The sequence below is a fragment of the Actinomyces qiguomingii genome, assembly GCF_004102025.1.
GTDB lineage: Bacteria > Actinomycetota > Actinomycetes > Actinomycetales > Actinomycetaceae > Actinomyces > Actinomyces qiguomingii.
Genome location: NZ_CP025228.1, coordinates 364,470 through 389,141 on the forward strand (window position 1 = coordinate 364,470; position 24,672 = coordinate 389,141).

The following is a 24,672-nucleotide window of genomic DNA, read 5'->3' on the forward strand; positions in this document are numbered from 1 at the left end:
TGTCCAATGAACATGTCCACTGTGTGGGAGAGTGTAACGGGCTGCGGCTGTCGGCGCATGCGGGACCGGGGTGAGTGCCTGCAGCTCCATGAACGTGGCGGCTGGTATACGGGTGGAAGGGAGTGGGATAGAACAGGTGCGGGCGCCGAACCTCAACGACCTGTCTGGCGCCAGTCGACATGACCGGTGTTGTGCAGGGCCGCAAGTCCTCTGGCGGAGACAAACCGCTCTTCTTGGGTAGCGGCGTGGTGGTGGGGTGGGATTCCGGCGTGCTGCCGGGTACGCGCGGTGTTGGCCTATTCACCGGCATCGGCTTGCCACTGGAGCTGAATCTCATGCGCGGCGACGGCACCAGTGTGCCCGCCTCCTCGGAAGGTCAACCCCGCGGTGAGGCGCCTGTTCAGGCTCGAACATGACCCTTGGGGCCCGCGACTTGCGTGCGGAGCGGAGGAATCGAAGCTGTTCCGGTTTGAGGACGTGTTCGCCGAGTTCGGTCGATATAACCATCGAGTTCGGTAGATATAACCATCGAGTTCGGTTGGTGGGGCCGGCGGGGCGGGGGAAAGTGTCCCGATACGGCACAAACGACGTTCCCCGCCCGGCACCGCCCACCAGATCCGCATGATTCCAACGAATCTGAGGGTGCCTGGTCGGAGAGGTGGGGTGTCTGAGGGTGCCTGTTGGGAGGGGTGGGGTGTTTGTGCCGAATCTGGACACTTTGGCTCTCAGCTGCTGGCCTACGGCCCTGGCGTGGTGGGCAGACTGCCTCCAGTGCGGCCCGCCGAGCGCGCTCCTCCCTACCGCCCTGGTGTGGCGGGTGGACTAGTGTGTCTGGTTGCCGACCGGGCCCATTCTTGTCCGATCGGCTGGGACGTCTTTGGCGATGAGCCGGGCCCGCGGACGAGCCGCGCTCGTGGCCCGGCCGGGCTGGCCAGCGGCCACACCAGCGGCCTACGGTATCTCAACCCTGACCGCGGGTGGGCCGGCGTTCAAGGTAACCGCACCGGCCCGAATTCGCACCCTCGCACGTGGACTGCCTGCCTGCGGATGGACTGCCTGCCTGCGGATGGACTGCCTGGCTGCGGATGGACTGCCTGGCTGCGGATGGACCACCTGAAACGCGCTCTCAGACGGTCCAAGCGCAGAAGCACGGTCCAAGCGCAGAGCCCGGTCCAAGTACGAGGCCGGCAGCCGACCGGGCCCGCAACCACCACCGCCAAGGCCCTCAAACCGGAAGAGCCACTTCATTGCGGGATAGTTGCGCAGCCTCCAGTGCGCGACTGGTCCCTAGTTGTACGCCGCAGGCCCGGGGTAGGATTCTGCTGTTTTGGGGAGGATCGTTGTAATTACAGGGGAAAGTACCTATATGGTGAACTCAGTGAAGGCTGTTGAGTGTGCATCAGCCCGATCCGCCCTCCGTCAGTGTGCGTAGACCGGCTCCGGGTGTGGAGAGTCGAGACGCGGGGAGCAAGCGCCTGCCGCTGCTCGTCCGCTGCTGCTCGGCTGCCGGGCTCGTCTGGAGCTGCTCCTCCGCTGCTGCTCGGCTGCCGGGCTCGTCTGCTGCTGCTCCTCCGCTGCTGCTCGGCTGCCGGGGCTGAAATGCCCAAATCGGCACCTCAGTTCGCGGGACTGGCCAGACCTGATCTGGTGTCGCTGCCTGAACAACGCAGCCCTGCGGCTGGCGTTATTCGCGCGCTGCTTATACGCTGCGGGGACACAGGCGGATCACGACAGTCCGGACCGGCGTCAGTGTGTCGCTCGGGACCCCCATTGGCGCGTCACCGGCGGCGCTCGTGGCCGCCCAAATGCACGCTTACACCGGACCCAGGAAAAACGACATGAGCCCACGCCGCAAGAACAACGATCACCACGAGCCCGACGATCCCGACATTGCCCAGGCGATGCGAGCGCGCCGGCAGGAACTCGGGCTGAGCGTGTCGGCGATGGCCGCACGCGCCGGTGTATCCGAGCAGACCTGGCGCAACTACGAATATGGTCGCACCCAGGTGCGAGGCGACAAGCAGATGGGCGTGTGGGAGGCCCTCGAATGGGAGCCGCCCACCCATTGGAAGGATCTGGCTGGCCTCCGCGCCATCCTGCAGGCAGGCACCACGTCGGCTGGTCCTGGCGGCGCGATGCCAATGGGCTCGGGCAGCTTCGGCCCCGGCTTCGACATTCCGGACGAGGCCTTCGCCGCCTTCGAAGACCTCGATCCTGAGGAACTCGCGGCTCAGGCCGCGGCCGACCTACCCGTCCCCGACTGGGACGACATCCCCACCGTCCTGTCCGAGGTCTACTCCCAGCGGCTGGCACGCACACTCGGGGAGGACGCCGCCCGCTGCTTCGCCCTAGGGGTTCTCCTGTATGACATGTCCATTACCGAAAACCTCGAGAGCATGGCGGAACTGCCGCGCGGAACCCACCTGGGCGAACTCGATGATACCCACATCGGCTCCACCCTGCCGCAGCTATGGCTGACCCGCTACGACTACGAGTTCGTCTTCCAGCTGCGCGAATCCTTCCGCGACATGACCAGGCGGTTGGTTTCCGGCGTCACGACCGACGATGATCCCATGGCCTGCACAATCGCCGAGATTCTTGTGCTCCACGACGTGTTCAACCTCGGCGGCACCATCGCCGCCTCCCGCGGCGCCGGCATCGACGAGGACCGTTGGGAGGGCTGGGTGGACGCCCTGTCCGGCCCTGATCGGCCTGCCCACATGCTGGTAGCCATGGGCATGATTCCGCCGGCTGACGCTCCCGAGCATTTCGACAACTGGTTCAAGCCGCTGCCCGGCCCCTTCACTCCGGATTGGGGCGGCGCGCAAGACGGCGCCGGGGCGACGACGGCGGCAGACCGGGGTGACGCTACCGTCACCCCGCTGCGCCGCGGCCACTGACGGCGGTGCCGGTGCGACGGCGCCACCGCCCGCGCCGGACCTCAAGCCTCCAGCGGCCTCAAGCCTCCAGCGCCGTCGCCCCGCCCACGCCCGGCACGACCCCGCTGCGACGGGCATGGATCTTGGCGGCCTGGCGCAGCGTCAGCTGCCGGGTCAGTGTCATAACTGCGCCCGAAACCAGCGCGAAGGCGATTACCTCACCGAGCCGGTAGCTGAGCACCTGGTCCTCGTCCTGCGGCGCAGGTTTACCGGTGACGGCCTTCCATCCCGCGGCCACAGCCTTCTCGGCTATGGCGCTGGAGGCCAGGAGGGTGAGGGCGGATGCGGCTGTCCAACCGAGACTGTTCTTCATGGTGACTCCCTGAGATTCGCACGGTGACCGGGCACGGTGACTGAGCTGTCTGAAACTGACTGAATTGACGGCGGCGACGACGGCGGAGCCGGTCACCGACCGCACCCCGATCCTGTCACATTGAGTGCTTGGAAATGACGCTGACTCACCCCATTCCGTCATTTGCCGGGCATTGTGCACTGCACTGTCAGCTACCAACGGCGACTCACGGCTTCAGAAAGCCGAGCGCTGCCGCCCCGGCCGTCGCGCTAGGCTGGCCCCAAACGACAGGGGAGCGCCCCGTCGTCGGCGGGCCCGCCCCGCCCGCGGCACGGCGCTGAGAGTGCGGGCAGCCGCAGACCCTCGAACCTGCTCCGGTTCGCACCGGCGAAGGAAGTCGAGATCTCCCCGGACGCGACGGTCGGCCGCGTCCGGGCCCTCCGGAAAACATCCAGGAGGACCATCATGACCACCCACAAGATCACCGGGCGGACTGCCGCGTCCCGCATCGCAGCTCGTGCTGCGAACCCGCTCACCACCATCCACCCCACCCGCCGCGCGCTGCTCGCCGGGGGCGCCACCGCCGCCGTCGGCCTGGCACTCGCCGCCTGCGGCTCCGGGACAGGCGGCTCCGGCGCGGGCTCCGCGGCCTCGGACGGCACCGTCACCGTCGTCACCTACGACTCCTTCGACCTGCCCGAGGAGCTCATCGCCGCCTTCGAGGCCGACACCGGCTACACCCTGGAGATCGCCCGCTCCGGCGACGGCGGCGAGGTCGCCAACAAGCTGATCCTCACCAAGGATGCCCCGCTCGGCGACGCCGTCTTCGGCATCAACAACACCATGGCCTCCCGCATCCTCGCCGAAGGCGTTATCGACACCGACGTCGCCCTGAACCTGCCCGACGGCGCCGCGGACTACCTGGCTCCCTACGTCGTGGACGACACCCCGGCGCTCGTGCCCATCGACTTCGGGGAGGTGTGCGTCAACGTCGACACCGTCTGGCTGGCCGACCACGGCCTGGAGGTGCCCGCTACCTTCGAGGACCTGACCGAGCCCGCCTACAAGGACCTGTTTGTCGCTATCAACCCCACCACCTCCTCCACCGGCATGGCCTTCCTGCTGGCGACCATTGGCCACTTCGGCGAGGACGGCTTCGCCCAGTACTGGAAGGACCTGGTGGCCAACGGCACCAAGATCGACGAGGGCTGGTCGGACGCCTACTACACCGACTTCACCGCCGGCGGCGGGGACGGCGCCTACCCGATCGTCGTCTCCTACTCCTCCTCACCCGCCGCCACCCTCACCGACGACGCCACCGCCACTACCACCGCCGCAATGCCGCGCACCGCCACCCGCCAGGTCGAGTACGCGGGCGTGCTGGCCGGGGCCGCCAACCCCGACGGCGCCGCCGCCTTCGTGGCCTGGATGCTCTCGCGCGAGGTGCAGGAGGCCATACCGGACGCCATGTACATGTATCCGGTTGACCCCGACGCCGCTCTGTCGGAGGAACTTACCCGGTTCGGTACCACGGCGGAGACACCGATCGTCGTCGACCCCGACGACATCGCCGCCCGCCAGCAGGAGTGGCTGACCACCTGGGCCCAGGCCGTCGGCCAGTGACGACGGGAACGGAGACCAGCCAGTGACGACGGCGGTGGCCGACCCGGGGGCCCACACACCGTGGGCGACGGCGGAGAAGCAGGATCGGTGATGACGGCGCGCAACTTCGACCGACCTCGATGGTTATTTCGACCGACCTCGGCGGGTGTGGGGCGCGGGCGGGCCGGGAGCACCCGCGGGCCGCGGGCGACGGCGGGGGAGCGGATCGGCTGGACGCTGGCCGTCGCCGTCCCGCTGGCCTTCCTCGGCGTGTTTTTCGCCTGGCCGGTGCTGACGCTGCTGGCCCGCGGTCTGGCCCCCGACGGCGCCCTCGACCTGGGCGGCTTCGGCGAGGTGCTGGCCCGCCCGCGCACCTGGCGGGTCATCGGCCAAACCCTCATCCAGGCCACCGCCGCCACCGCCGTCTGCGTGGCGCTGGGCATCCCCGGGGCGCTCGTGCTCTACCGGCGTCGCTTCCCCGGTCAGGGCCTGCTGCGTGGCATCGTCACGGTGCCCTTCGTACTACCCAGCGTGGTGGTCGGCACCGCCTTCCACGCCCTGGTGACCACCGGCGGGCCGCTCGGCGGGCTGCACCTGGACGGCACCCGCACCGCCGTGATCGCCGCCCTGGTGTTCTTCAACTACGGCTACGTGGTGCGCAACGTCGGCACCATGTGGTGCCGGCTCGACCCGCGCGCCGTGGAGGCCGCCCGCACCCTGGGGGCGTCGGCGTGGCGGGCGTGGCGCACTGTCACCCTGCCGAGCCTGCTGCCCGCCATCGCCTCCGCCGCCGCCACCGTCTTCCTGCTGTGCGCCACCGCCTACGGGGTGGTGCTGGTGCTGGGCGGCACTGGCGCGGGCACCATCGAGACGGAGATCTATCAGCTCACCGCCCGCTACCTGGACCTGCGGGCCGCCGCCGTGCTGTCGGTGGTGCAGCTGGTGGTGATTGCCGCCGCCCTGTGGGCGGGGGAGCGGGCTCGCCGCGCCCGCCAGGCGCACCTGGCGCTGCGCACGGATGTGCCCGCGACGCCGCTGCGCGCCGCCGACGCCCCGGCGCTGGCAGTCACCGCCCTGACCATCTGCGGTCTCCTGGTGGCGCCTATGGCGGTGCTGGTGATCCGCTCGCTGCGACGCGCCGGACGCTGGACGCTGGCCAACTACGCCGACCTGTCCACCACCGGCGGCAACAACGCCCTGCTCGTCTCGGTCTGGGAGGCGGCCGGCAACTCGCTGCGGGTGGCCGCGGCCGCCACGGTGATCGCCCTGACGGTGGGGGTGGCCGTGTGCCTGGTGCTGTCCCGCAATCCGCGGCGCCGCCCGCTGGCTCGCGGCATCGCCCTGTTCGACGCCGCCTTCATGCTGCCGTTGGGGGTGTCCGCGGTGACGGTGGGCTTCGGCTTCCTGATCACCCTGGCCCCGACCGGGTTGACCCGCAGCTGGTGGATCCTGCCGCTGGCGCAGGCGGTGGTCGCCGTGCCGCTGGTGGTGCGCACTCTGCTGCCGGGTGTGCGGGCAATCGACCCGCGCCAGCGGGAGGTCGCGGCCACGCTCGGCGCCGGCCCGGGCCGGGTACTGGCCAGCGTGGACGGGCCGCACCTGCTGCGCGCCGCCGGCCTGGCCGCCGGATTCGCCCTGGCCACCAGCCTGGGGGAGTTCGGGGCGACGTCGTTCCTCGCCCGCCCGCAGGGGCCGACGCTGCCGGTGGTCGTCTACCGGCTGGTTGGCTCCCCGGGCGCGCAGAATCAGGGGATGGGGCTGGCCGCCGGGGTGGTGCTGGCGGTCGGCGCCGCCGCTCTCATGCTCGCCTGTGAGCGCCTCCAGACCCCCACCCGCCGCTCCCTCGCCGAGGTCGGTCGAAATAACCACCGAGGTCGGTCGACGTTACCATCGAGGTCGGTCGACGTTACCACCGAGATCGGTCGAAATAACCACCGAGGTCGGTCGAAATAACCACCGAGGTCGGTCGAAATAACCACCGAGGTCGGTCGAAATAACCACCGAGGTCGGTAGAACTGGCCGCTGATTCCGCCACAGGTAACGCTCCGTAGTAGCTGACAACGATGGCCCCGCCACTCGCCCACCGCCCAGGAGAACCGCATGACCGACACCGCACCCACGGCCGCCGCGCACGGTAGCCCCACGCCCCCCGCAGCTTCGGGCCTAAGCGTGCGGGATCTGAGCGTCATCTACCCGGCCACCCGGGGCGCGGCACCCCTGACCGCCGTCGACGCCGTCGACCTCGACGTCTCCCGCGGTCAGATCCTCGCCCTGCTCGGGGCCTCCGGCAGCGGCAAGTCTTCGCTACTGCGCGCCGTCGCCGGTCTGGAGGACATCGCCGCCGGCACCATAACCTGGGACGGGCACGACGTCGTCCCCACCCCCGTGCACCGGCGCGGCTTCGGGCTGATGTTCCAGGACGGACAGCTGTTCCCCTTCCGTGACGTCGCCGGCAATGTCGCCTACGGGCTCGCCGACCTGCCGCGCGCCGAGCGGAGGCGCCGCGTGGAGGAGGTTCTCGAACTGGTCGGCCTGCCCGGCTACGGAGACCGGGCGGTGACTACCCTGTCCGGCGGACAGGCGCAGCGTGTCGTACTGGCTCGTGCACTCGCCCCCCGCCCGCGACTGTTGCTCCTGGACGAGCCGCTATCCGCCCTCGACCGCGCCCTGCGCGAGCAGCTCGCCACCGAGCTGCGCACGGTCCTCAAGACTCAGGGCACCACTGCCCTGTACGTCACCCACGACCAGGACGAGGCCATGACGGTCGCCGATCGGGTCGGCGTGATGGAGACCGGCCGGCTCCTTCGCCTGGACACCCCGGAGCGGTTGTGGGCCGACCCCGGTACCGCGCCGGTAGCCAGGTTCCTCGGTTTCGGACCGCTGCTCGACGACGACGCCGTCGCCCGCCTGGGCTGGGGCGCCCTCCTGGAAGAAGGGGGGAAGGGAGACCTACTGGCGTTGGCGCCCGGGGCGCTGATGGTCGACGTCGATGCGGCCTGGCCGGTGCCCGGGGACGGCGGAGCGGTGCCGGGGGCCGGCGGAGCGGTGCCGGGGGCCGGCGGAGCGGTGTCGGGGGACGGCGGAGCGGTGTCGGGGGACGGCGGAGCGGTGCCGGGGGACGGCGGAGCGGTGCACGACGCCGGAGTCACCGACGCTGGGGTTGCCGACGCTGGGGTTGCCGACACTGGGGTTGCCGACACTGGGGCAGCTGACATTGGGGGCGTTCCGGCGACTGCCGGCGACGACCGGCTCCGGGCGCGGGCACGGTTGACAGCTGTGCGCATGCGTGGCGGGCGGACTGTCGCCGAGGTTGAGATTGACGGCAAGGCGGCCACAGCCGTATCGGCCAACCGCGGTGCGGAGCCGTTGCGCGTGGGGAGCGAGGTGACAGTGCTGCTGGATCGGCGTCGAACCGCAAGAGTACGGGCATGAATAGCGGGCCATGGTTATTTCGACCGATCTCGATGGTAACGTCGACCGACCTCGCTGGTTATTTCGACCGATCTCGATGGTAACGTCGACCGACCTCGGCGAAGAGGGGAGGGTGAGAGGCTGGTCTCATAGCATTCTGTCGGCTCGCCACGGGCTGCGGGTGCTGCTAGCGTTTCGCCCCGGCGCCCAATGGTGCTCGGCGGTCCGGGAAGATTCCCCGGAAACCAACCGCCCGCAATCCGAGACCAGTCCCCGGAGGGATCACCCGCATGCAGGCCGCGCGAATGTGTTGTTGCTGTCGCTGACGACAGCCGCATACCTGTTCGCCGTCCACCCGAGCGCTCCGCGCTCCCGAACCCATGTGAGGTGCCCCCGTGCACACGTCCGTTCAGGACCCCGCCGAATCCGCTGCGTCATCGCCCGCGCCCGCCGCCTCAACGCCCGCTGCCTCAACGCCCGTCGCCTCAACACCCGCCGCCTCGGCGCCCGCCGACGCCGTCCCTCCGGTTCCGGCTGCACCCGGCTCCTTTGACGTCCCGCCCCCGTCCGCTGCGCGCGCCCGCCTGCGTCGGCTGCGTTCCGACCGGGCGGCAGTGGTCGGGGCCGGCATCGTGATCCTGACCACCCTGGTGGCCCTGTTCGCCCCGCTGATCACGCGCGCCTTCGGCGTGGACCCCTACACCTATGACCTCGACGCCCTGGATGCGGCGGGGCTGCCGCTGGGCCGCTTCGGTGGCATCAGCGCCGCCCACCCCTTCGGTGTGGAGCCGCAGACCGGCCGCGACCTGCTGGCCATTGTGGTTGAGGGCACCCGCACCTCGTTCGCGATCGGCATGGGTGCCACCGCGGTGTCCATGGTCGTGGCCATCGCCCTGGGCGTGTCCGCCGGCTATTTCGGCGGCTGGTGGGACGCACTGGTCTCCCGCCTGACCGATATAACCCTGGGCTTCCCCAATCTGGTGTTCATGATCGCCGTCTCCGCGATCGTGCCCGCCACCGCCCCGCGCGTGCCAGTGATGATTGCCATCATCGGGATCCTCGGCTGGCCCTCGACCGCCCGAGTCCTACGCGCCCGCACCCTCTCGTTGCGTTCACGCACGTACGTGGGAGCCTCGCGGGCCATGGGCGCCTCCCAATGGCATGTAGTCACCACGCAGATCCTTCCCGGCCTGGTGGCCACCATCATCGTGTTCACCACCATCTCCATCCCCGGCAAGATCACCTCCGAGGCGGCCCTGTCATTCCTCGGCGTCGGCGTGGCACCACCAACCCCCTCCTGGGGACGGGCCATTGGCAGCGCCGTCACCTGGGTGAGCACCGACCCCTGGTACCTACTGTTCCCCGGCGCCGCCCTGTTGACGGTGACCCTCGCCTTCAACCTGTTCGGTGACGGTCTGCGCGACGCCCTCGACCCCAGGACCGGTGAGGCCCGATGAACCGCCTGCGCTTCCTCGCCTCCCGCACCGCCCAGACCCTGCTGGCGCTGGTGCTGATCGCCTTCATCACCTTCGCGGTCTTCTCCCTGTGGCCCTCCGACCCGGCCACCATGGCCTGCGGCAAGCCCTGCACGCCGGAGAACCTGGAGCGCGCCCGCGGCTTCATGGGCTACGACCGGCCCTGGTACACCCAGTTCTGGAACTACCTGGCCGGGATCTTCACCGGACGCACCTTCGGCGCGGGCGCCTCCGCCATCACCTGCGCCGCCCCGTGCCTGGGCTACTCCTTCCGCCTGTCGACGCCGGTCACGGAACTGATCATCTCCCGGCTGCCGGTGACAGCATCCATCGCCATCGGCGCCGCCGTGTTGTGGCTGGCGATCGGCGTGGGCGCGGGCGCTGTCTCCGCGCTGCGGCGCGGCAGCCGCCTGGACCGCACCATCATGGCCGGAACCGTCGTTGGCGTGTCGACGCCGTCATACCTGCTGGGCCTGCTCGCCATCCTCCTGTTCGGCTTCACTCTGGACATGGTGCCCGTCTCCGGCTATGTGCCGCTGACGGACAGCCCCATCGACTGGGCCTGGCACCTGATCCTGCCCTGGTGCGTACTGGCTTTGATCTCCGCCGCCGTGTACGCGCGCATGGTGCGCGGGGAGATGCTGGAGAACCTGGGTGAGGATTATGTGCGCACCGCCCGCGCCATCGGCCTGCCCGAGCGTCGGGTGATTGGCCGGCACGTCATGCACAACGTGTCCCTGCCGGTGCTGACCTACTTCGCCCTCGACCTGGGCGGCATGCTCGGCGGCGCCGTCATCACCGAGCGCGTCTTCTCCATGCCCGGGCTGGGCGCCCTGCTGATGGACGCCGTCGGCTCCACCGACCTGCCGGTGATCACCGGCGTCACGCTGGTCTCCGCCGCCTTCGTGATTGTGGCGAACCTGCTGATGGACGCCGTGGCCTCCTTCATTGACCCGCGGGTCTGAACCCCCGAACTCGACTCCCGCCCTCATCCACCCGAAAGGAATCACTCATGTCTTTCACCCGCCCGACGACGCCGCAGCCCGACTCCGCCCACGCTCCCGCCTCTGCGGGGCGCCCCGGGGCCCGGTCCGCCGGTCGCGACCGGCTCGCCGTCTCCCGCCGCGGCCTGCTGGCCGGAGCCGGCGTCTCCGGCCTGGCCCTGGCGCTGGCCGCCTGCGGCGCCAACTCCCGAGGCTCTGCCGCCAACACCGCGACGGCCACCGCCGGCGGCACCCTGTACGTGCTCAGCACCGACACCGACATCAACTGGGACCCCGCCAAGAGCCAGTCCCTGGCCATCACCTCTCTGGCCCTGGTGCACCGCCGCCTGACCACCTGGGACATCACCGCCGACGGCGCCCCCGCCGTCGTCCCCGACCTGGCCACGGACACGGGCACCGTCTCCGAGGACGGCCTGACCTGGACCTACACCCTTAAGGAGGGCATCACCCTGGAGGACGGCACCCCGATCACCGCCTCCCAGATCAAGTACGGCATTGAGCGCTCCTTCGCCCCCGCCCTGTCCGGCGGCCTGGGCTACCACAAGACCCTGCTGGCGGGCGCGGGGGATTACACCGGCCCTTACGACGGGGAGCACCTGGACTCCATTGAGGTGCCGGATGAGACCACCATCGTCTTCCACCTGGACCACCCCTACGGCGACTGGCCCTGGATCGTGTCCCTGCCGGCCTTCGCGCCCGTGCCCGAGGCCAGTGACGACCCCGCCACCTACGCCCAGGCCCCCGTCGCCTCCGGCCCCTACCGGGTGGCGGACTACCGCCAGGGCAACTCGGTGACCCTGGCCCGCAACGAGAACTGGTCGGCCGCCACCGACCAGGTGCGGGCCGCCCTGCCCGATGAGATCGTCTTCTCCCTGGGGCAGGATGAGGACACCGTCAGCCAGCGCCTGATCGCCGACTCCGGAAACGACCAGTACGCCTTCTCCGCCCAGCTGCTGACCGCCTCCAAGCTGGCCCAGGTCAGCGCCGACGACGCCGTGTCCACCCGCCTGGCCACCTCCGACCCGGGCCCGCTGCTGTACCTGGCGATCAACACCGAGCGGATAACCGACCCCGAGGTGCGCCAGGCGATCGCCTACGCGGTGGACAAGACCGCCGTGCAGCGGACCCTGGGAGGGGAGCTGGGTGCCGGCATCGCCACCACTTACATCACCCCGGGTATCCCCGGGCAGGAGGACTACGACCTTTACCCCACGGACATGGAAAAGGCCAAGATCCTGCTGGAGGGCAAACAGGTGCCGGAGCTGATCCTGCTGTCGCAGAACAACGAGGCGCGTCTGGCAATCTCCGAGGCCGTGCAGCAGTCGCTGACCGAGCTGGGGCTGAAGGTCACTATCGACCCGCAGACCACGGACGCCTACACCGAGCGGGTCACGCAGGGCGACGGCTCCACCTACGACCTGACGGTGGTGTCCTGGAACCCGGACTACCCGTCGGCCAACGCCAACATTCAGCCCCTGTACGCCTCCTCCGAGATCGGTCAGGGCGGGCACAACGTCTCCCGCTACTCCGAGCCGGAGGTGGACCGGCTGATCACCGAGGCGCTGCAGGAGACCGACGCGCAGGCGGCCGCCACCAAGTGGGCGGCGCTGGACCGGCGCATCGCCGAGGACGTCCCCGGGGTCCCGCTGGTCAACCGCCGCAACTCCTTCCTGCACGGTTCGAAGGTGACCGGCTTCTTCGTGGCGCCCTTCCCCGCCTACCCCAACTACCTGGTGCTGGGAGTGAGCGAGTAGTGCGCGACCGGGAGCAGGCGCCGAGTGGGGAGCGGGCGGCTAACTCCGACCAGGAGGTGGCGGCGCAGCAGGCGGTGCCGACGCCCGAGGCTGCGGCCTCACCGGCGGCATCGGCGGGAGCCTCCGCGGTGGGGCCGGTCCCCGTGCTGTCGCTGCGCGGCTTCGGGGTGTCCTTCGCCGGCACCGTCGAGCACGCCAGTGCCGAGGTCGACCTGGATCTCGTGCCCGGCCGGGTACTCGCCCTGGTGGGCGAGTCCGGCTCCGGCAAGTCGGTTACCGCCATGGGCGCCCTCGGCCTGCTCCCGTCGACTGCGCGTGTGACCGGCTCCGCCGTCGTGGTCGACGGTGCTCATCTCGCCGACGATGACGCCTCCTCCCGCCCGGACACCGCCGTCGACGCCCCCGCCTCCGCCGTCGACGGCGGTGCCACGTACGGAACAGCGGCGCCCGGTGCCCCGCCGGGCACGCAGCTGGTGGGCGCGCCCCGGGAGGTGCTCGATGATGTGCGCGGGCGTCTGGTGGGGACCATCTTCCAGGAGCCGACCACCGCTCTGGACCCGCTGGAGACCATCGCCTCCCAGATCGGCGAGGCGGTGCGGATCCACGCGCCGGGCCGCCCGCGCCGCAGCCGGGTGCACGCCCGCGTGCTGGAGCTGCTTCGGCGCGTGGGCCTGGGGGAGGGCGAGCAGGCCGAGCGCATAGCCCGCTCCTACCCCCACCAGCTGTCCGGCGGGCAGTTGCAGCGCGCCTGCATCGCCCTGGCCATGGCCGCCGACCCGCCGGTCTTGATCGCCGACGAGCCCACCACCGCCCTGGACGTCACCGTGCAGGCCGGCATCCTGGACCTGCTGCGCTCGCTGACCGAGTCCGGCGTCGCCGTGCTGCTGATCACGCACGACATGGGGGTGGTCGCGGACGTGGCCGACGACGTCGCCGTCATGCGCCATGGCCGCATCGTGGAGCGGGGCCGCACCCGGGAGCTGTTCGCCCACCCGCACCACTCCTACACCCGCGCCCTGCTGGCGGCGGTGCCCCGGCTGGACTCGCTGCGCGGTGGAGTCGAGGCGGAGGAGAGGGAGGCGCTGCAGGAACCGACCGGTGCGACGGCATCGGGGGGCGACGGCGGTGCGGCCGACGACCGGCCCGGCTCGGTCGCCCGCGAGCAGGCCACACACGATGACGCGGTGGACCGCGGCGCGCCCAGTACCGGTGGCACGGGCAATCTGTCCAGTAGCGGCGGGACTGTCGGTTCGCAGGCTGCGGTCCCGCACTCGGCCGAACCCGTCGTTGAGATCCGCGGTCTCGACGTCGTCTACCGCAACCGCCGCCGTCGGGTGCACGCGGTGCACGAGGTGTCGCTGCGCATCGACGCCGGCGAGGTGTTGGGGCTGGTGGGCGAGTCCGGCTCCGGGAAGTCGACTATTGCCGGCACCCTGACCGGGCTGGTGCCCATTGCGGCCGGGTCGGTGCGCGTATGCGGCGTGGAGGTGGCCGGGGCCGGGCGCCGCGCCCTGCTGCCCGCGCGGCGGGCCACCGGCGTCATCTACCAGAATCCGGCCTCCTCTCTGAACCCGCGACGCACGGCGGGATCGGCAATAGCCGAACCGATGCTGGTGCACGGCGGCTATACCTCCGCCGAGCGCAGGGCCCGGGTGCGTGAACTGCTGGAGGCGGTGCACCTGCCGGAGGGGCTGGCCGACCGCTACCCGCATGAGATGAGTGGCGGCCAGCGGCAGCGTGTCGCCATTGCCCGGGCGCTGGCATTGGACCCGCGCCTGGTGATCGCCGACGAGCCGACCAGTGCCCTGGACGTGTCGGTGCAGGCGGTGGTGCTGGAGCTGTTGCGTCAGCTGCAGTCCGAGCTGGGCTTCGCCTGCCTGTTCGTCTCCCACGACCTGGCGGTGGTCGACTCCCTGGCCACCCGGACCGCGGTGCTTGCCCATGGGCGGGTCGTCGAGCAGGGCGCGACGGCGCAGGTGCTCGCCCACCCGCGCGAGGAGTACACGCGTCGGCTGGTCGCGGCCGTTCCGGTTCCCGACCCCGAGGCCCAGGCCCGCCGCCGCGCCGCCCGCAACTCCCGCTAGCCCCCTTCCACCGAGGTCGGTCGAAGTTACCACCGAGGTCGGTCGAAGTAACCATCGAGGTCGGTCGAAGTTACCACCGAGGTCGGTCGAAGTTACCACCGAGGTCGGTCGAAGTTACCATCGAGGTCGGTCGGAGCGGCCCTCCCGATGCCCAAAAGGGCAGGAATCTCACAATGCGGGTTCGCCTCCGGTGAAGGGGCTGACGGGAGGCGGGCGCAGGGGTCACCATTGGACTGAGCCAAGACGACGTTCGTTTCCATGCCCCGGGAGGCACCCATGGCCATAGCTCACTCGCACCGTTTCACCCAAGAAGACCTGCCGGTAGAGGCCGGCCGCTATCGGTTGGTCGCTTCTGGATCCTGCCCCTGGTGCCGCCGCGTCCTCATCGCGCGCCGTCTGCTTGGGCTTACGGAGGCGATTCCAGTCTCCTGGTGCTACGGGCGCGGCGTCGACGGCTTCTGGGAGCTGACCGGCCCCGACGGCGAGCCGGGGCCCGACCCGGCCCTTGACAACGCAACCTCAATCGCCGAGGTCTACGCGGGCACTCCCGGTTACACCCAGCCACCCACCATTCCCGCACTTGTGGACACCACCACCGGGCACGTCGTCGTCGATGACTCCGGAGATCTGCTCTTCGACCTGGCCACCGCCTGGAAGCCGCTGCACCGCGCCGGCGCCCCCGACCTGTATCCCATGGACCGGCGCAACTCCACCGACGCCTGGGACAAGTGGATCGGCGAGCACATCAACCAGGGACACTCCACCGCCACCCACTCCAAGAACACCGAGGAGGCCACGGCGGCCGCCAACGGCGTGCTGGTCGCCTTCGACGTCGTCGACACGCTGCTGGCCCGCGCCACCAAGATGGAGGCCTCCCGGGAGGCGGCCCTGACCGTGCAGGACGTGCCGCCGCTGTCCGCCGTGGTGTCCGTGGAGCAGTTCCTGTGCGGTGCCGCTCCCACCGGCAGCGACATTCGCCTGTTCACCACCGTGCAGGCCTATGAGTACGGCGGGCGCGCCTACTACCCCGGCGGCGAGGCGCCGTCTATTGCCTTCTGGCCGGCGCTTGCCCGCTGGTTCCGGGCGCTGGAGGGACGCGTCGGCTGGGTCGGCACCGAGGAGCGCAGCGCGCTCGGGCTGTAATACCTCTATAAATACCTCTCTGGGCGTGCGTGACTAACGGCGCGGCGAATTCGCGATCGCCTTCATGGACAGCAGCAGTTGCATGTCATCGACGGGTGAGACGGAGAAGTTGCCGTTGGCCAGGTAGAAGGACTTGGCTGTCTCATCCCGGCAATGGATCAGTAAGGCGCGGGCTCCCGCGATCTCGCTGATCTGGAGGGTTCTCAGCATGGCGTCCTTCAAAAGTGCGGCGCCGATGCCCAGACCTTGTGCGCGTCGGTCGACGGCGAGCCGTGCGAGCAGGACGCAGGGAATCTCGCGCGGAGCCTGCTTTGCAATGCTCGCCGGAGCGTGTGTCTTCACGATGCAGGCAGTTGCGAGCGCGTAATATCCGAGTATCTGACCGTCCTGGACGGTCACGTACGTGACCGCGTTGTCCGCCTTCTGGTTCTGCCACGCGAAACGATGCAGCCAGTCATCCAGCTCCTCGGCGCCACTGCGGAAGCTGTTGCGAATGTCGCTGCGGGCCAGGCGCCGAGGAGTCTCCAGGATGCCAGTGCCCATTCCTACTCCGGATCCTCTGAAAGCACGATGCGGGTTCCGAAGGGAGATGGGCGGTTCCAGAGCCGCTCGAAGCGTGAGGTGTCGGTAAGGGGGGCGTCGAGCACCTGCGTGACTTGTTCGAATGTGGCGTCATCAACGGTGAACCAACGACGATTCGTCATGACTCGCTCGGCTTCCATGGTTGCGGATGAGAGTATGAACTCGCTGACGGTGCGATCCGTCTGGGCGGCGGCTTGTTGGATCAGGGCCTCTTGGCGCGGCGTGGCGCGCAGATCGATCCGCTGGGTCTTGGCGGGTGACATGATGGTTCCTCCTTGTACGGATAATGTACGTACGGTGGCGCCGGATCGCAAGTGCTGTGTCTCACCGCCCCAGCACCGGGTTGTACAGCAGCCGGTTCGGCGTCGTCGGGCACTCCTCGCCAACCGCCATCGGCGCGATCAACCGATCCGCCCGCAGGTCCTCCAGACGGGCCACCACCCGATCGCGCAGCGTCCACGGGTCGATGGTGTTGAGGTAGATCTTGGTGCCGCCCTCGAAGCCCGCCAGGGTGGACACCCGCCACTTGAGGGTGATGTGCCAGGGCATCGGCTGGTCGACGTCGAGCGGCTTGTGGTGCCACTCCTCATTGCTGGGCACATCCGCCCCCGTGGCGGCGTGCAGTGCGTGTACCAGGTCGGAGACCGCGTCCACTTCGTCCCGACTCATTAGCCACGGCTCGCAGGTGGCCGACGTCGAGTACACCTCCAGGGTGGGGTAGCGGTGCCCGAAGCCGGCGAAGGCGACGGCGTGCTCATTGGACGCCACCAGCAGCCCCCGGTAGGCGGCGTAGTCCACGCCCATCTCGTTGTACAGGTTCGGGTTGGCGCGCACCCGCTGCAACTCCAGCTCCGATGACACGCCCCGCTCGTCGATCCCCACCAGCTGCTTGTGCAGGTGATCGAAGGAGGCGCCGGCCGGACGCAGCCAGTTCTGGAACACCGCCACATAGCGCACCCAGCGGTTGACCTGATACAGGTCGTGCGCGGCCTGCACCGCCAGGCGGATGTAGGCGCGGTGCTCGGCCGGGGTGAGCGTGCCCGAGCCAGCTAGGCCGGAGGAGTCGACGGCGTCGTCGGTGTAGTGCCTGCGCGCCACGATCACATCGTGGCCGCCGGCGAAAAAGGCCGCCAGGTACTCGCGGCGGGCGCCCGAGTCCATGGTCTCCCAGGTCTCCGGGCTGCGGCCGGAGGCGCGCAGTTTGGCGCGGGCCACCCGGGCCACATGGGCGGCACCGGCCGGATCGGCCAGGTAGGCCTCCATACGCTCCCGGGCGGCGTCGGGCACCTCGTAGCCGTGGTTGGCGTGCCAGTAGTCGTAGGAGAGGATCTCGAACAGGTTGGGGATGCGACGGAACTCGGCAACCGTGTCGAACAGCTCGGAGGCGGGCAGGGCGTCGATGCGTTCGAAGCCGCCGTCGGGGGAGGCCACCACCCGGGACTTCTCCGGCGGGGTCTCGGTGTAGTGGGCGGGGCAGAAGGTGCAGGCGCGGGTGCGTTCGGCCGGCGTGAGCTCATGCACCTCCGTCGCCGGGTGGGAGATGGGGCGGTTGCCCCGCCCGGGCACGGTCCACACCTCGGTGCCGGTGAAGGGACTGATCTGCTTGACGGTCCCGTCCGCCATGCGGGTAAGCGGCGCGGCGGAGGGGGAGTACGGGTGGAGCATGCCCTTAAGTATTGCGCCGCCGTCGCCCTCCCGGGCCGATATCGACGGCGCATCCCCGGCAGCTGACCCGCAGCCTCAACGCTTGCCCGCCTAGCTGGCGGCTCCACCAGTTGGTCACTGCGCCCGGGTGATCGACGCCGGGAGGTTGGCCTGCCCGGCGAGGGCGGCGACGTCGTCGTCGGTGTGCCCGATCACGTACAGACCCGGCCAGGAGCCGATGGACGTGTAGGACAGGACCAGCACGCGGTTCGGCTGATACCAGGCGACGTCGCCCGGCTGCGGGGCGCTGGCGGCCAGTCCCGTGGTGTCCAAGTCCTGCGGAAGGGAGGCGGTCAGCTCCTGGCCGCCGTAGTCGGAGAATGTCACCTCCAGCGGGAGTTGGGCGAGCAGTGAACGGGTGGCGGCATTGTCATCGAGGTGCACTGTCAGGACGGTGCCGTCGAGGGCGCCGCCGAGGCTGATGCGGATCGAGGCGGGTTGTGCTGCGGGCATGGTGGTCTCCTGGGTTGGTTGTGGGCTGTCGGTGGTAGGGCCGGGATTGGTGGCTGTTGGGGAAACCGCCGCCGGCGACGACGCGGTGCCGCCGTCTCCGGAGGCGCACGCTGCCACCGCCAGGCAGGTCAGGGCGACGGGCAGAGCTTGAAGCAGGCGGCGGCGGGACGGCCTGTGGGCGGGCGATGACACGGTGATCCTTCCGGTTGTGGCGGGGCCAGGCGGCGGAGGGAGCCTGGACGCCGCGCTTAACCAGTATGAAGTCGACGGCGCCACGTCTGGAAGGCACGGACAGTGCCACCCGGAGAGATGACGCGTGGGCGCCGCGCCGTCGGAGTGCTGCCTCTTCGCGTTTGGGAGGGTTGTGGCTGGCGCGTCTCGGCATCACCGCTATCCACAGGCACGGTTCGTGCACCCCTAATCCACAGAGCTCAAAAGGCCCAGATGCGCGGGCGGGGCGCTTGCCCGACGCTGGTGTTGCGGGCACGGCGCCCGCGGGGCGCGGCCAAGGCGGCCGCGCCTCCAACCCCTCAAGGAGGAGTCCATGAAGCACACCTTGCTGACCCTGCACAACGCCTGGGTCCTGGCCCACGGCGAACCGTCGGCCTTGCGCGCGCCCGACGGCACGCCCGACTCGGACGGGGAGGCCGGCATGGCCACCGCCGAGTACGCCATCGGCACGCTTGCGGCCGCGGCCTTCGCCGGTCTGTTGCTGGCCATCATGCGGTCCGGCAGCCTGTCGAGCGTCCTGCGGGGCATCATCGAATCGGCGTTGTCGGTGGGCTGAGGCGGACATGTGGATACCGCCAAGCCCGCGGGCGTTCGTGCCCGGGAACCTCCGAGCCGATCCGGCTGCCCCTGTGCCGCGGCCCCGGTCGTATCCGCCCCGGAGCGGGCGGGGCCTTCCGGTGGGCACGCAGGACCGGTCATCGCGGCGCCGCGGTTTGCGCGCCCACGACAACGGCATGGTGACGGCTGAGCTCGCTGTGACGATGCCCGCCGTGGTGCTTGTGCTGCTGCTGGTGCTGGCCACCATCAGTGCCGGCGTCACCCAGTTGCGGGTCACCGACGCCGCCCGCGTTGCCGCCCGGCAGGCCGCGATCGGTTCCAACGACGTCGTCGGCGCCGCCCAGCGCGCGGGCGGCCCGGTGGTGGTCAGCGTCGAATCCGGTGAACTCACCTGCGTGGCGGTCAGCCGCCGGGTTCCGGGCCCGCTGGGTGGCCTGGGGCTTACGGCCCGTTCCCGCGCCTGCGCCTATACCGAACCGAGTTCGGCGGAAGGGATGCCATGATTCGATCGACGAATCCGCCCATCCGGTCGCCTAACGCCGAGCGGGGCTCCGGCACGGTAATGGTGCTGGGCATAATCGCCGTGGCCCTGTGCCTGGCGCTCGGCGCCACCGCGCTGATCCAGGCGCAGGCGGCCAGTGGCCGGGCCCGCTCGGCCGCCGACCTGGCGGCACTGGCCGGGGCGACGGCGTTGAACTCGGTGTTCGCCCCGGCCGACCCCTGCGTCACCGCCCAGCGGGTGGCCCGGGCCAACGGCGGCGATGTAGCGGGCTGCAACATCGACGGCGAGGACGTCACGGTGACGGTCACGGTTCCCGCACGGATTGTTGGGATACCGCGCCGGGCCGAGGCCGCCGCCCGCGCCGGACCGGTCAACCCGCTGTAACCATCGCGGGCGGCGCATCACTGCCGGGTCAGTGGCGGCATGCCGTGGATACCGCCACTGACCCGCCGCGCCGTATTAGGGGCGAATGCCCCGGCGATTGGGGCGCTGCGGGGCCGAGCCGGTGCGCTGCGACATGAGAGAGTGGGATAGTGAACGCAGCTGTCGTGTTACCCGTGGTGGCGGACTGTGTCATAGCCGTCGCATCCGTGGGTGTGGCCGTTGGCCCCGCCTCCGGCTTCGCCCGCAGCTATGTCGACCGCTTGGAGCGGGCCGGAAGCGGTGAAGCCGCCGGCGACTGCCCCACAACCGAGCAGGATGAGCAGGATGAGCGGGCGAGCGCCCTTGAGGTGCCCATACGCTCCCGTGGCCTGCTGCGCGCCCTTCCCCAGGGGCTGTTGGCGGCCCTGTTATGTGCGACGACGCTGGCGTGGGGACTTGCGCATGGGGCGGTGCTCGATACCGCGCTCGCCCTCCCGGTGGTGGCTCTGCTCGGCGTGGCCAGCAGTGTCGACGCCGTCTGCCACCGACTGCCCGACCGCCTTCTGGGCCCCGCCGCATTGTGGCTCCTGACGGTCATGGTGGTGTTCACAATTGGCAACATGCTAGGGATTGCGCCGATGTCGGAGCAGTCCGGGCGGCTGGGCCGGGCGGTGGTGTGCGCACTGGCAGTGGGTGCGGTGGTCTTCGTGATGTGGCTGATCCCCGCCTCCGGCATGGGACTGGGGGATGTCAAGCTGTGCGCCCTGCTGGGGCTGTGGCTCGGATACAACGCCGTGGAATTCGCGATCACCGGGGTGGTGCTCGGCTTCGTACTTGCCGGATTCGCGGCCATCGGACTCATGCTCACCCGTAGGGCCGGACGCAAAGACATGATCGCCTTCGGTCCCTACCTGGCCGCGGGCGGTTGGCTGGCCTGGCTCCTGGCCGTGGTCTGAGGCCGTGCCGGGCCCGGGGGTGGCGGCCGACGCGGGTGTGCCGTAGACCGTGGCCGTAGACCGTGCGAAACGGCTACGCCGTGCCCATGCCGCCGGCAGGGAGCTACGCCGTCGCGATGGCGGCGACGTTTGCGGGCACATGACCCGGGGCAGCGTCTGCGCCGCCGCGTGAACCAGCGCCGATGCAATTACGTGGCGGCAACGCCGTCGGGGTTCGCATCCAGCAGCAGTTGCAGCAGTGCAATGGCTCCCGCCTTGTCCAGTGGCTCGTTGTTGTTGCCGCACTTGGGTGACTGCACACAGCTGGGGCAGCCGGCGGTGCACGCGCACTCGGAAACCACCGCAAGCGTCGCCTCCAGCCACTCGCGCCCCGCCCTGAAACCCCGTTCGGCGAAGCCGGCCCCGCCGGCCTGGGCGTCGTGCACGAAAACCGTGGGCGCGAGCGTCTGCGGGTGCAGCGCCGTCGACAACCCGCCAATGTCCCAGCGGTCGCAGGTGGCCAGCAGTGGCAGCATCCCGATCATGGCGTGCTCGGCGGCGTGCAGGGCGCCCGGCAGCTCGGCCGCCTCCAGGCCCGCGCGGGCGGTGAGCTCCACCGGCACCGTCCACCACGCCGACGCCGTCGGCAGCACATGCTCGGGCATGGACAGAGGATGCTGGGAGACCACCTCCATACTCGGCATGGCCAACTGGCTGTAGCCGATCACCTGACTGGTGACCTCCACCGAGCCGAAAGCCCACACCACGCCGTCGGCCCACTCCTGCCGCTCCCGCTCGGCGACGATGCGCACCGAGCTGTGCTCACGCGCCCGCGTGCGATAGCCGACCGCCGTCTTGCGGGTGACGACGGCCGCCTCCTCGGTCAGCTCCTCCACCAGATAGGTGCGGCCCTGGTGGATGTAGACCGCCCCGGGGTGGACGGTGGAGTCCGCGGACGCCCCGGGCACGGTGCCGACGACGGCGCCGGTGGCCGCCTCAACCACGGGCACGTCCGCCGGCCCGTCCCCGCGCAGCGAGGTCAGGTCCTGCGCCCGGCCCGGCAGGCTGGTGTTCCAAAACCAGCCGGTTGGGCGGCGTCGCAGCGCTCCGCGGGATGCCAGCTCCGCCAGGAGGGACTCATCGGGCAGGCCGAACAGGGGCAGGTCGTCGGTGCGCAGTGGCGACTCCGAGGCCGCCGCGCACAGGTGGGGGGCCAGCACATAGGGGTTGGCGGGGTCGAAGACGGTGGCCTCCGGGGCGGCGAATACGTGCTCGGGATGATGCACCAGGTAGGCGTCCAGCGGATTGTCGGAGGCGATCAGCACCGCCACCCCGCGGCTGCCGGCCCGCCCGGCCCGGCCCGCCTGCTGCCACAGGCTCACCCGGGTGCCGGGCCAGCCGGCGATGATCACGGCGTCCAGGCCAGTGACGTCGATGCCCAGCTCGAGGGCGTTGGTGGTGGCCAATGCGCGCAGTCGGCCGTGGCGCAGCTTCTGCTCCAGGGCACGGCGTTCCTCGGGCAGGTAGCCGCCCCGGTAGGCGGCGACTGTGTCCGTCAGTTCCGGCTGTGACAGGCCGAGCGTGTGCCGGGCGCGCTCGGCCACAATCTCTGCGCTGCGGCGTGAGCGCACGAACACCAGCGCCCGCGCGCCCACGCTGAGCAGGTCCACCAGCAGCTCGGCCGCCTCAATCACGGCGCTGCGGCGGGCGGCCGGGTCCTCCGTCGGGTCGGCCGTGTCCGGGCCGGCCGGTTCTGGCCGGTTCAGGTGAGGGTCGGCGGCGGGGAAGTCGCTCGCCTGCGCCAGGGCCGCCACCGAGTTCTCCCAGGCGGCCCAGGGATCCAGCAGGGCCGGCTGCCACAGGGCGAGGGTGTGCTCGCCGGTGGGGGCGGCGTCGTCGGTGATGGCGGTGATGGCGTCGGGTTCCGCCCCGATCAGGCGGGCGGCCGTTAGTGCCGGCTCGGCCGCCGTCGCTGACGCGCACAGCACCACCGGCTCGGGGCCGTGCGGGCGCAGGCGCCGCACCAGCCGCAGCAGCCTACGCAGCACCAGGGCCACGTGCGCGCCCAGGATGCCGCGGTAGGCGTGGCACTCGTCGACCACCACGTAGCGCAGCGAGCGCAGCAGGCGGTTCCAGCGCTCGTGGCCGGGCAGGAGCGAGAAGTGCAGGAAGTCGGGGTTGGTGAGGACGACGTCGGCGTGGGCTCGGGCCCAGTCGCGCGCAGGAAGTGGGGTGTCGCCGTCGCAGGTGGCGGCGTGCACCGTGCGCAGGGAGCCGCCCGGGACGCCCGCCTCGCGCTGAACCGACTCCAGCTCGGTGATCAGGCGGTCCAGGGCGGCGGCCTGGTCGGCGGCGAGCGCCTTGGTGGGGGACAGGTACAGGGTGGTGGGGCGGCGCCCATAGGCCGAGATGCGCGAGTCGGTGCCGGTGCGCTGGGCGGCCAGGACCTCCGAGAGGGCGGGCAGCCAGGCGGCCAGGGATTTGCCTGAGCCGGTGCCGGTGGCGAGCACGGTGTGGTGGCCGCCGTGAACGGAGTCGGCGGCGGCAACCTGATGCGTCCAGGGGCGGTCCACGCCCAGACGGGCGTAGGCGGCGATCAGGTCGGGGTCCGCCCAGGCGGGCCACTCGCCGTGGCGGCCGGGGCGGGCCGGGGTGCGCTGCAGGTGAATCAGCCGGCTGTCGCGCGCGCCGATGCCTTCGAGCAGGTCGGTCAGGTCGCGCGCGGGCGAGTGCGGCTGGGTGGTCATGGGGCAAGTGTGCCGCAGGGGCCTGACGGGAACCGACAGCCGGGTGGTCAGGCGGGGTGAGACTGGCTTGGCGCAGATGCGGGGAGAGCGGGACGGGCGCCGAGCCCTCGCCGGGAGCAGATCGCTTCCCGCGTCATCCGGGATGACCTCATGATTAAGAGTTGTCGTGATAATGAGCATCCTGCTAGCATTTTACTAAAGTGCTAGCAGGAGGTCGTCATGGCGGATGTTCTGGTTCGGAACCTGCCCGATGAGACCCATCGGGCACTGAAGGCGCTGGCGAAGTCACATGGTCGCAGCATGGAGGCCGAGATTCGGCAGATCCTGGGACGGGCTGTGGCCGCGAATGAACACCCCGGCCTTGGGTCGCTGCTGACTTCAATACGCGATGAGCTTGGGCCTGTGGAACTCGACGTGGATCGTGACGGCAGTCCCTATGCCCCGGTGGATCTGTCGTGATCATTCTCGATACGAATGTCATCTCCGAGCCGTTGCGGAGCACACCGGAGCCGGCGGTTGTTGAATGGCTCGATCGGCAGCCTCAGGAGTCGCTGTTCGTCACCGCCCTGACGCTTGCCGAGTTGCGGCGGGGTGTTTTGGCCCTGCCGGAGGGGCGAGGACGAGACACGCTCCAGTACCGATTGGAGGAGACGCTACTGCCGTTCTTCGGCGACAGGATCCTTCCGTTCAATGGTGCTGCCGCAAGCGCCTGGGCGCAGTTGCAGGCGCGGGCAACCGGAACAGGGCGCCCCCTGCCGGTGATGGACTCCCTTATCGGGGCAATCGCGTATGCCCACTCGATGACACTGGCCACGCGGAATGGGCGCGACTTCAAGCCAATGGGATTGAAACTCATCGATCCGTGGACGGCATGAGTACCGGTTCGGTTGGCG

At 70.2% G+C, this 24,672-nt stretch carries 22 protein-coding genes; 16 read left to right on the forward strand and 6 right to left on the reverse strand.

Going from position 1 to position 24,672, the window contains the following annotated elements:
- The first annotated feature begins 179 nt into the window (after positions 1 to 179).
- Both CWT10_RS01510 and CWT10_RS01515 read left to right on the forward strand, forming a co-directional pair.
- Positions 180 to 416, forward strand: coding sequence for a hypothetical protein (locus tag CWT10_RS01510; protein WP_103063938.1), 237 nt, complete (start codon positions 180 to 182; stop codon positions 414 to 416).
- A gap of 1,422 nt (positions 417 to 1,838) precedes the next feature.
- Positions 1,839 to 2,900 (forward strand): helix-turn-helix domain-containing protein, encoded by a 1,062-nt coding sequence (locus CWT10_RS01515; protein ID WP_158247687.1) that lies wholly within the window; start codon positions 1,839 to 1,841, stop codon positions 2,898 to 2,900.
- A gap of 58 nt (positions 2,901 to 2,958) precedes the next feature.
- Here the strand turns inward: CWT10_RS01515 and CWT10_RS01520 are convergent, their stop codons facing one another.
- Positions 2,959 to 3,252 (reverse strand): DUF4235 domain-containing protein, encoded by a 294-nt coding sequence (locus CWT10_RS01520; RefSeq protein ID WP_103063940.1) that lies wholly within the window; start codon positions 3,250 to 3,252, stop codon positions 2,959 to 2,961.
- A 444-nt stretch (positions 3,253 to 3,696) separates the two neighbouring features.
- Between CWT10_RS01520 and CWT10_RS01525 the strand changes: the two genes are divergently transcribed.
- The 8 genes from CWT10_RS01525 to CWT10_RS01565 all read left to right on the forward strand — a co-directional run bounded on the left by CWT10_RS01525 (position 3,697) and on the right by CWT10_RS01565 (position 15,704).
- Entirely contained in the window at positions 3,697 to 4,854 is a 1,158-nt protein-coding gene (locus tag CWT10_RS01525; protein WP_103063941.1) for a thiamine ABC transporter substrate-binding protein, read from the forward strand.
- A 90-nt stretch (positions 4,855 to 4,944) separates the two neighbouring features.
- Positions 4,945 to 6,786 (forward strand): ABC transporter permease, encoded by a 1,842-nt coding sequence (locus CWT10_RS01530; RefSeq protein WP_103063942.1) that lies wholly within the window; start codon positions 4,945 to 4,947, stop codon positions 6,784 to 6,786.
- A gap of 147 nt (positions 6,787 to 6,933) precedes the next feature.
- On the forward strand, positions 6,934 to 8,265 hold the full coding sequence (locus CWT10_RS01535) for an ABC transporter ATP-binding protein (RefSeq protein WP_128683223.1): 1,332 nt from the start codon (positions 6,934 to 6,936) through the stop codon (positions 8,263 to 8,265).
- A gap of 374 nt (positions 8,266 to 8,639) precedes the next feature.
- A complete protein-coding gene (locus CWT10_RS01545) occupies positions 8,640 to 9,701 on the forward strand; it encodes an ABC transporter permease (protein ID WP_233188297.1) in 1,062 nt (353 codons plus the stop codon).
- Entirely contained in the window at positions 9,698 to 10,684 is a 987-nt protein-coding gene (locus CWT10_RS01550) for an ABC transporter permease (protein ID WP_103063944.1), read from the forward strand. Before CWT10_RS01545 ends, CWT10_RS01550 begins: the two co-directional genes overlap by 4 nt.
- 47 nt (positions 10,685 to 10,731) lie before the next feature.
- Entirely contained in the window at positions 10,732 to 12,477 is a 1,746-nt protein-coding gene (locus tag CWT10_RS01555; protein ID WP_128683224.1) for an ABC transporter substrate-binding protein, read from the forward strand.
- Between the two features lie 167 nt (positions 12,478 to 12,644).
- A complete protein-coding gene (locus CWT10_RS01560; RefSeq protein ID WP_416171718.1) occupies positions 12,645 to 14,561 on the forward strand; it encodes a dipeptide ABC transporter ATP-binding protein in 1,917 nt (638 codons plus the stop codon).
- A gap of 276 nt (positions 14,562 to 14,837) precedes the next feature.
- Positions 14,838 to 15,704, forward strand: a complete 867-nt coding sequence (locus CWT10_RS01565; protein WP_103063770.1) for a glutathione S-transferase family protein — start codon at positions 14,838 to 14,840, stop codon at positions 15,702 to 15,704.
- Positions 15,705 to 15,737: 33 nt separating this feature from the next.
- Here CWT10_RS01565 and CWT10_RS01570 read toward each other — a convergent pair whose 3' ends face one another.
- The 4 genes from CWT10_RS01570 to CWT10_RS01585 all read right to left on the reverse strand — a co-directional run bounded on the left by CWT10_RS01570 (position 15,738) and on the right by CWT10_RS01585 (position 18,635).
- Positions 15,738 to 16,247, reverse strand: a complete 510-nt coding sequence (locus CWT10_RS01570) for a GNAT family N-acetyltransferase (protein WP_103063769.1) — start codon at positions 16,245 to 16,247, stop codon at positions 15,738 to 15,740.
- Positions 16,248 to 16,249: 2 nt separating this feature from the next.
- Positions 16,250 to 16,549: a type II toxin-antitoxin system TacA family antitoxin gene (locus CWT10_RS01575; RefSeq protein WP_103063768.1), complete on the reverse strand. Its 300-nt coding sequence runs from the start codon at positions 16,547 to 16,549 to the stop codon at positions 16,250 to 16,252.
- A gap of 61 nt (positions 16,550 to 16,610) precedes the next feature.
- Entirely contained in the window at positions 16,611 to 17,951 is a 1,341-nt protein-coding gene (locus CWT10_RS01580) for a DUF4921 family protein (protein WP_103063767.1), read from the reverse strand.
- Between the two features lie 114 nt (positions 17,952 to 18,065).
- A complete protein-coding gene (locus CWT10_RS01585; protein WP_128683225.1) occupies positions 18,066 to 18,635 on the reverse strand; it encodes a cyclophilin-like fold protein in 570 nt (189 codons plus the stop codon).
- 352 nt (positions 18,636 to 18,987) lie between these two features.
- Between CWT10_RS01585 and CWT10_RS01590 the strand changes: the two genes are divergently transcribed.
- The 4 genes from CWT10_RS01590 to CWT10_RS01605 all read left to right on the forward strand — a co-directional run bounded on the left by CWT10_RS01590 (position 18,988) and on the right by CWT10_RS01605 (position 21,053).
- The gene (locus CWT10_RS01590) at positions 18,988 to 19,230 is read left to right on the forward strand and encodes a DUF4244 domain-containing protein (RefSeq protein ID WP_103063765.1); all 243 of its coding nucleotides are present in this window, start codon (positions 18,988 to 18,990) and stop codon (positions 19,228 to 19,230) included.
- 121 nt (positions 19,231 to 19,351) lie between these two features.
- A complete protein-coding gene (locus CWT10_RS01595; RefSeq protein WP_233188249.1) occupies positions 19,352 to 19,735 on the forward strand; it encodes a TadE family type IV pilus minor pilin in 384 nt (127 codons plus the stop codon).
- Positions 19,732 to 20,118, forward strand: a complete 387-nt coding sequence (locus CWT10_RS01600; RefSeq protein ID WP_103063764.1) for an Rv3654c family TadE-like protein — start codon at positions 19,732 to 19,734, stop codon at positions 20,116 to 20,118. Before CWT10_RS01595 ends, CWT10_RS01600 begins: the two co-directional genes overlap by 4 nt.
- 149 nt (positions 20,119 to 20,267) lie before the next feature.
- A complete protein-coding gene (locus CWT10_RS01605) occupies positions 20,268 to 21,053 on the forward strand; it encodes a prepilin peptidase (protein ID WP_233188248.1) in 786 nt (261 codons plus the stop codon).
- Between the two features lie 188 nt (positions 21,054 to 21,241).
- On the opposite strand, the gene CWT10_RS01610 is transcribed toward CWT10_RS01605, so the two are convergent.
- Positions 21,242 to 23,779, reverse strand: coding sequence for a DEAD/DEAH box helicase (locus CWT10_RS01610; protein ID WP_103063763.1), 2,538 nt, complete (start codon positions 23,777 to 23,779; stop codon positions 21,242 to 21,244).
- A gap of 219 nt (positions 23,780 to 23,998) precedes the next feature.
- Between CWT10_RS01610 and CWT10_RS01615 the strand changes: the two genes are divergently transcribed.
- Both CWT10_RS01615 and CWT10_RS01620 read left to right on the forward strand, forming a co-directional pair.
- Complete coding sequence (locus tag CWT10_RS01615; RefSeq protein ID WP_103063762.1) at positions 23,999 to 24,238, forward strand: FitA-like ribbon-helix-helix domain-containing protein; 240 nt, start codon at positions 23,999 to 24,001, stop codon at positions 24,236 to 24,238.
- A complete protein-coding gene (locus CWT10_RS01620; RefSeq protein ID WP_103063761.1) occupies positions 24,235 to 24,654 on the forward strand; it encodes a type II toxin-antitoxin system VapC family toxin in 420 nt (139 codons plus the stop codon). The genes CWT10_RS01615 and CWT10_RS01620 overlap by 4 nt, the downstream gene beginning before the upstream one ends.
- The last annotated feature ends 18 nt before the right edge of the window (positions 24,655 to 24,672 follow it).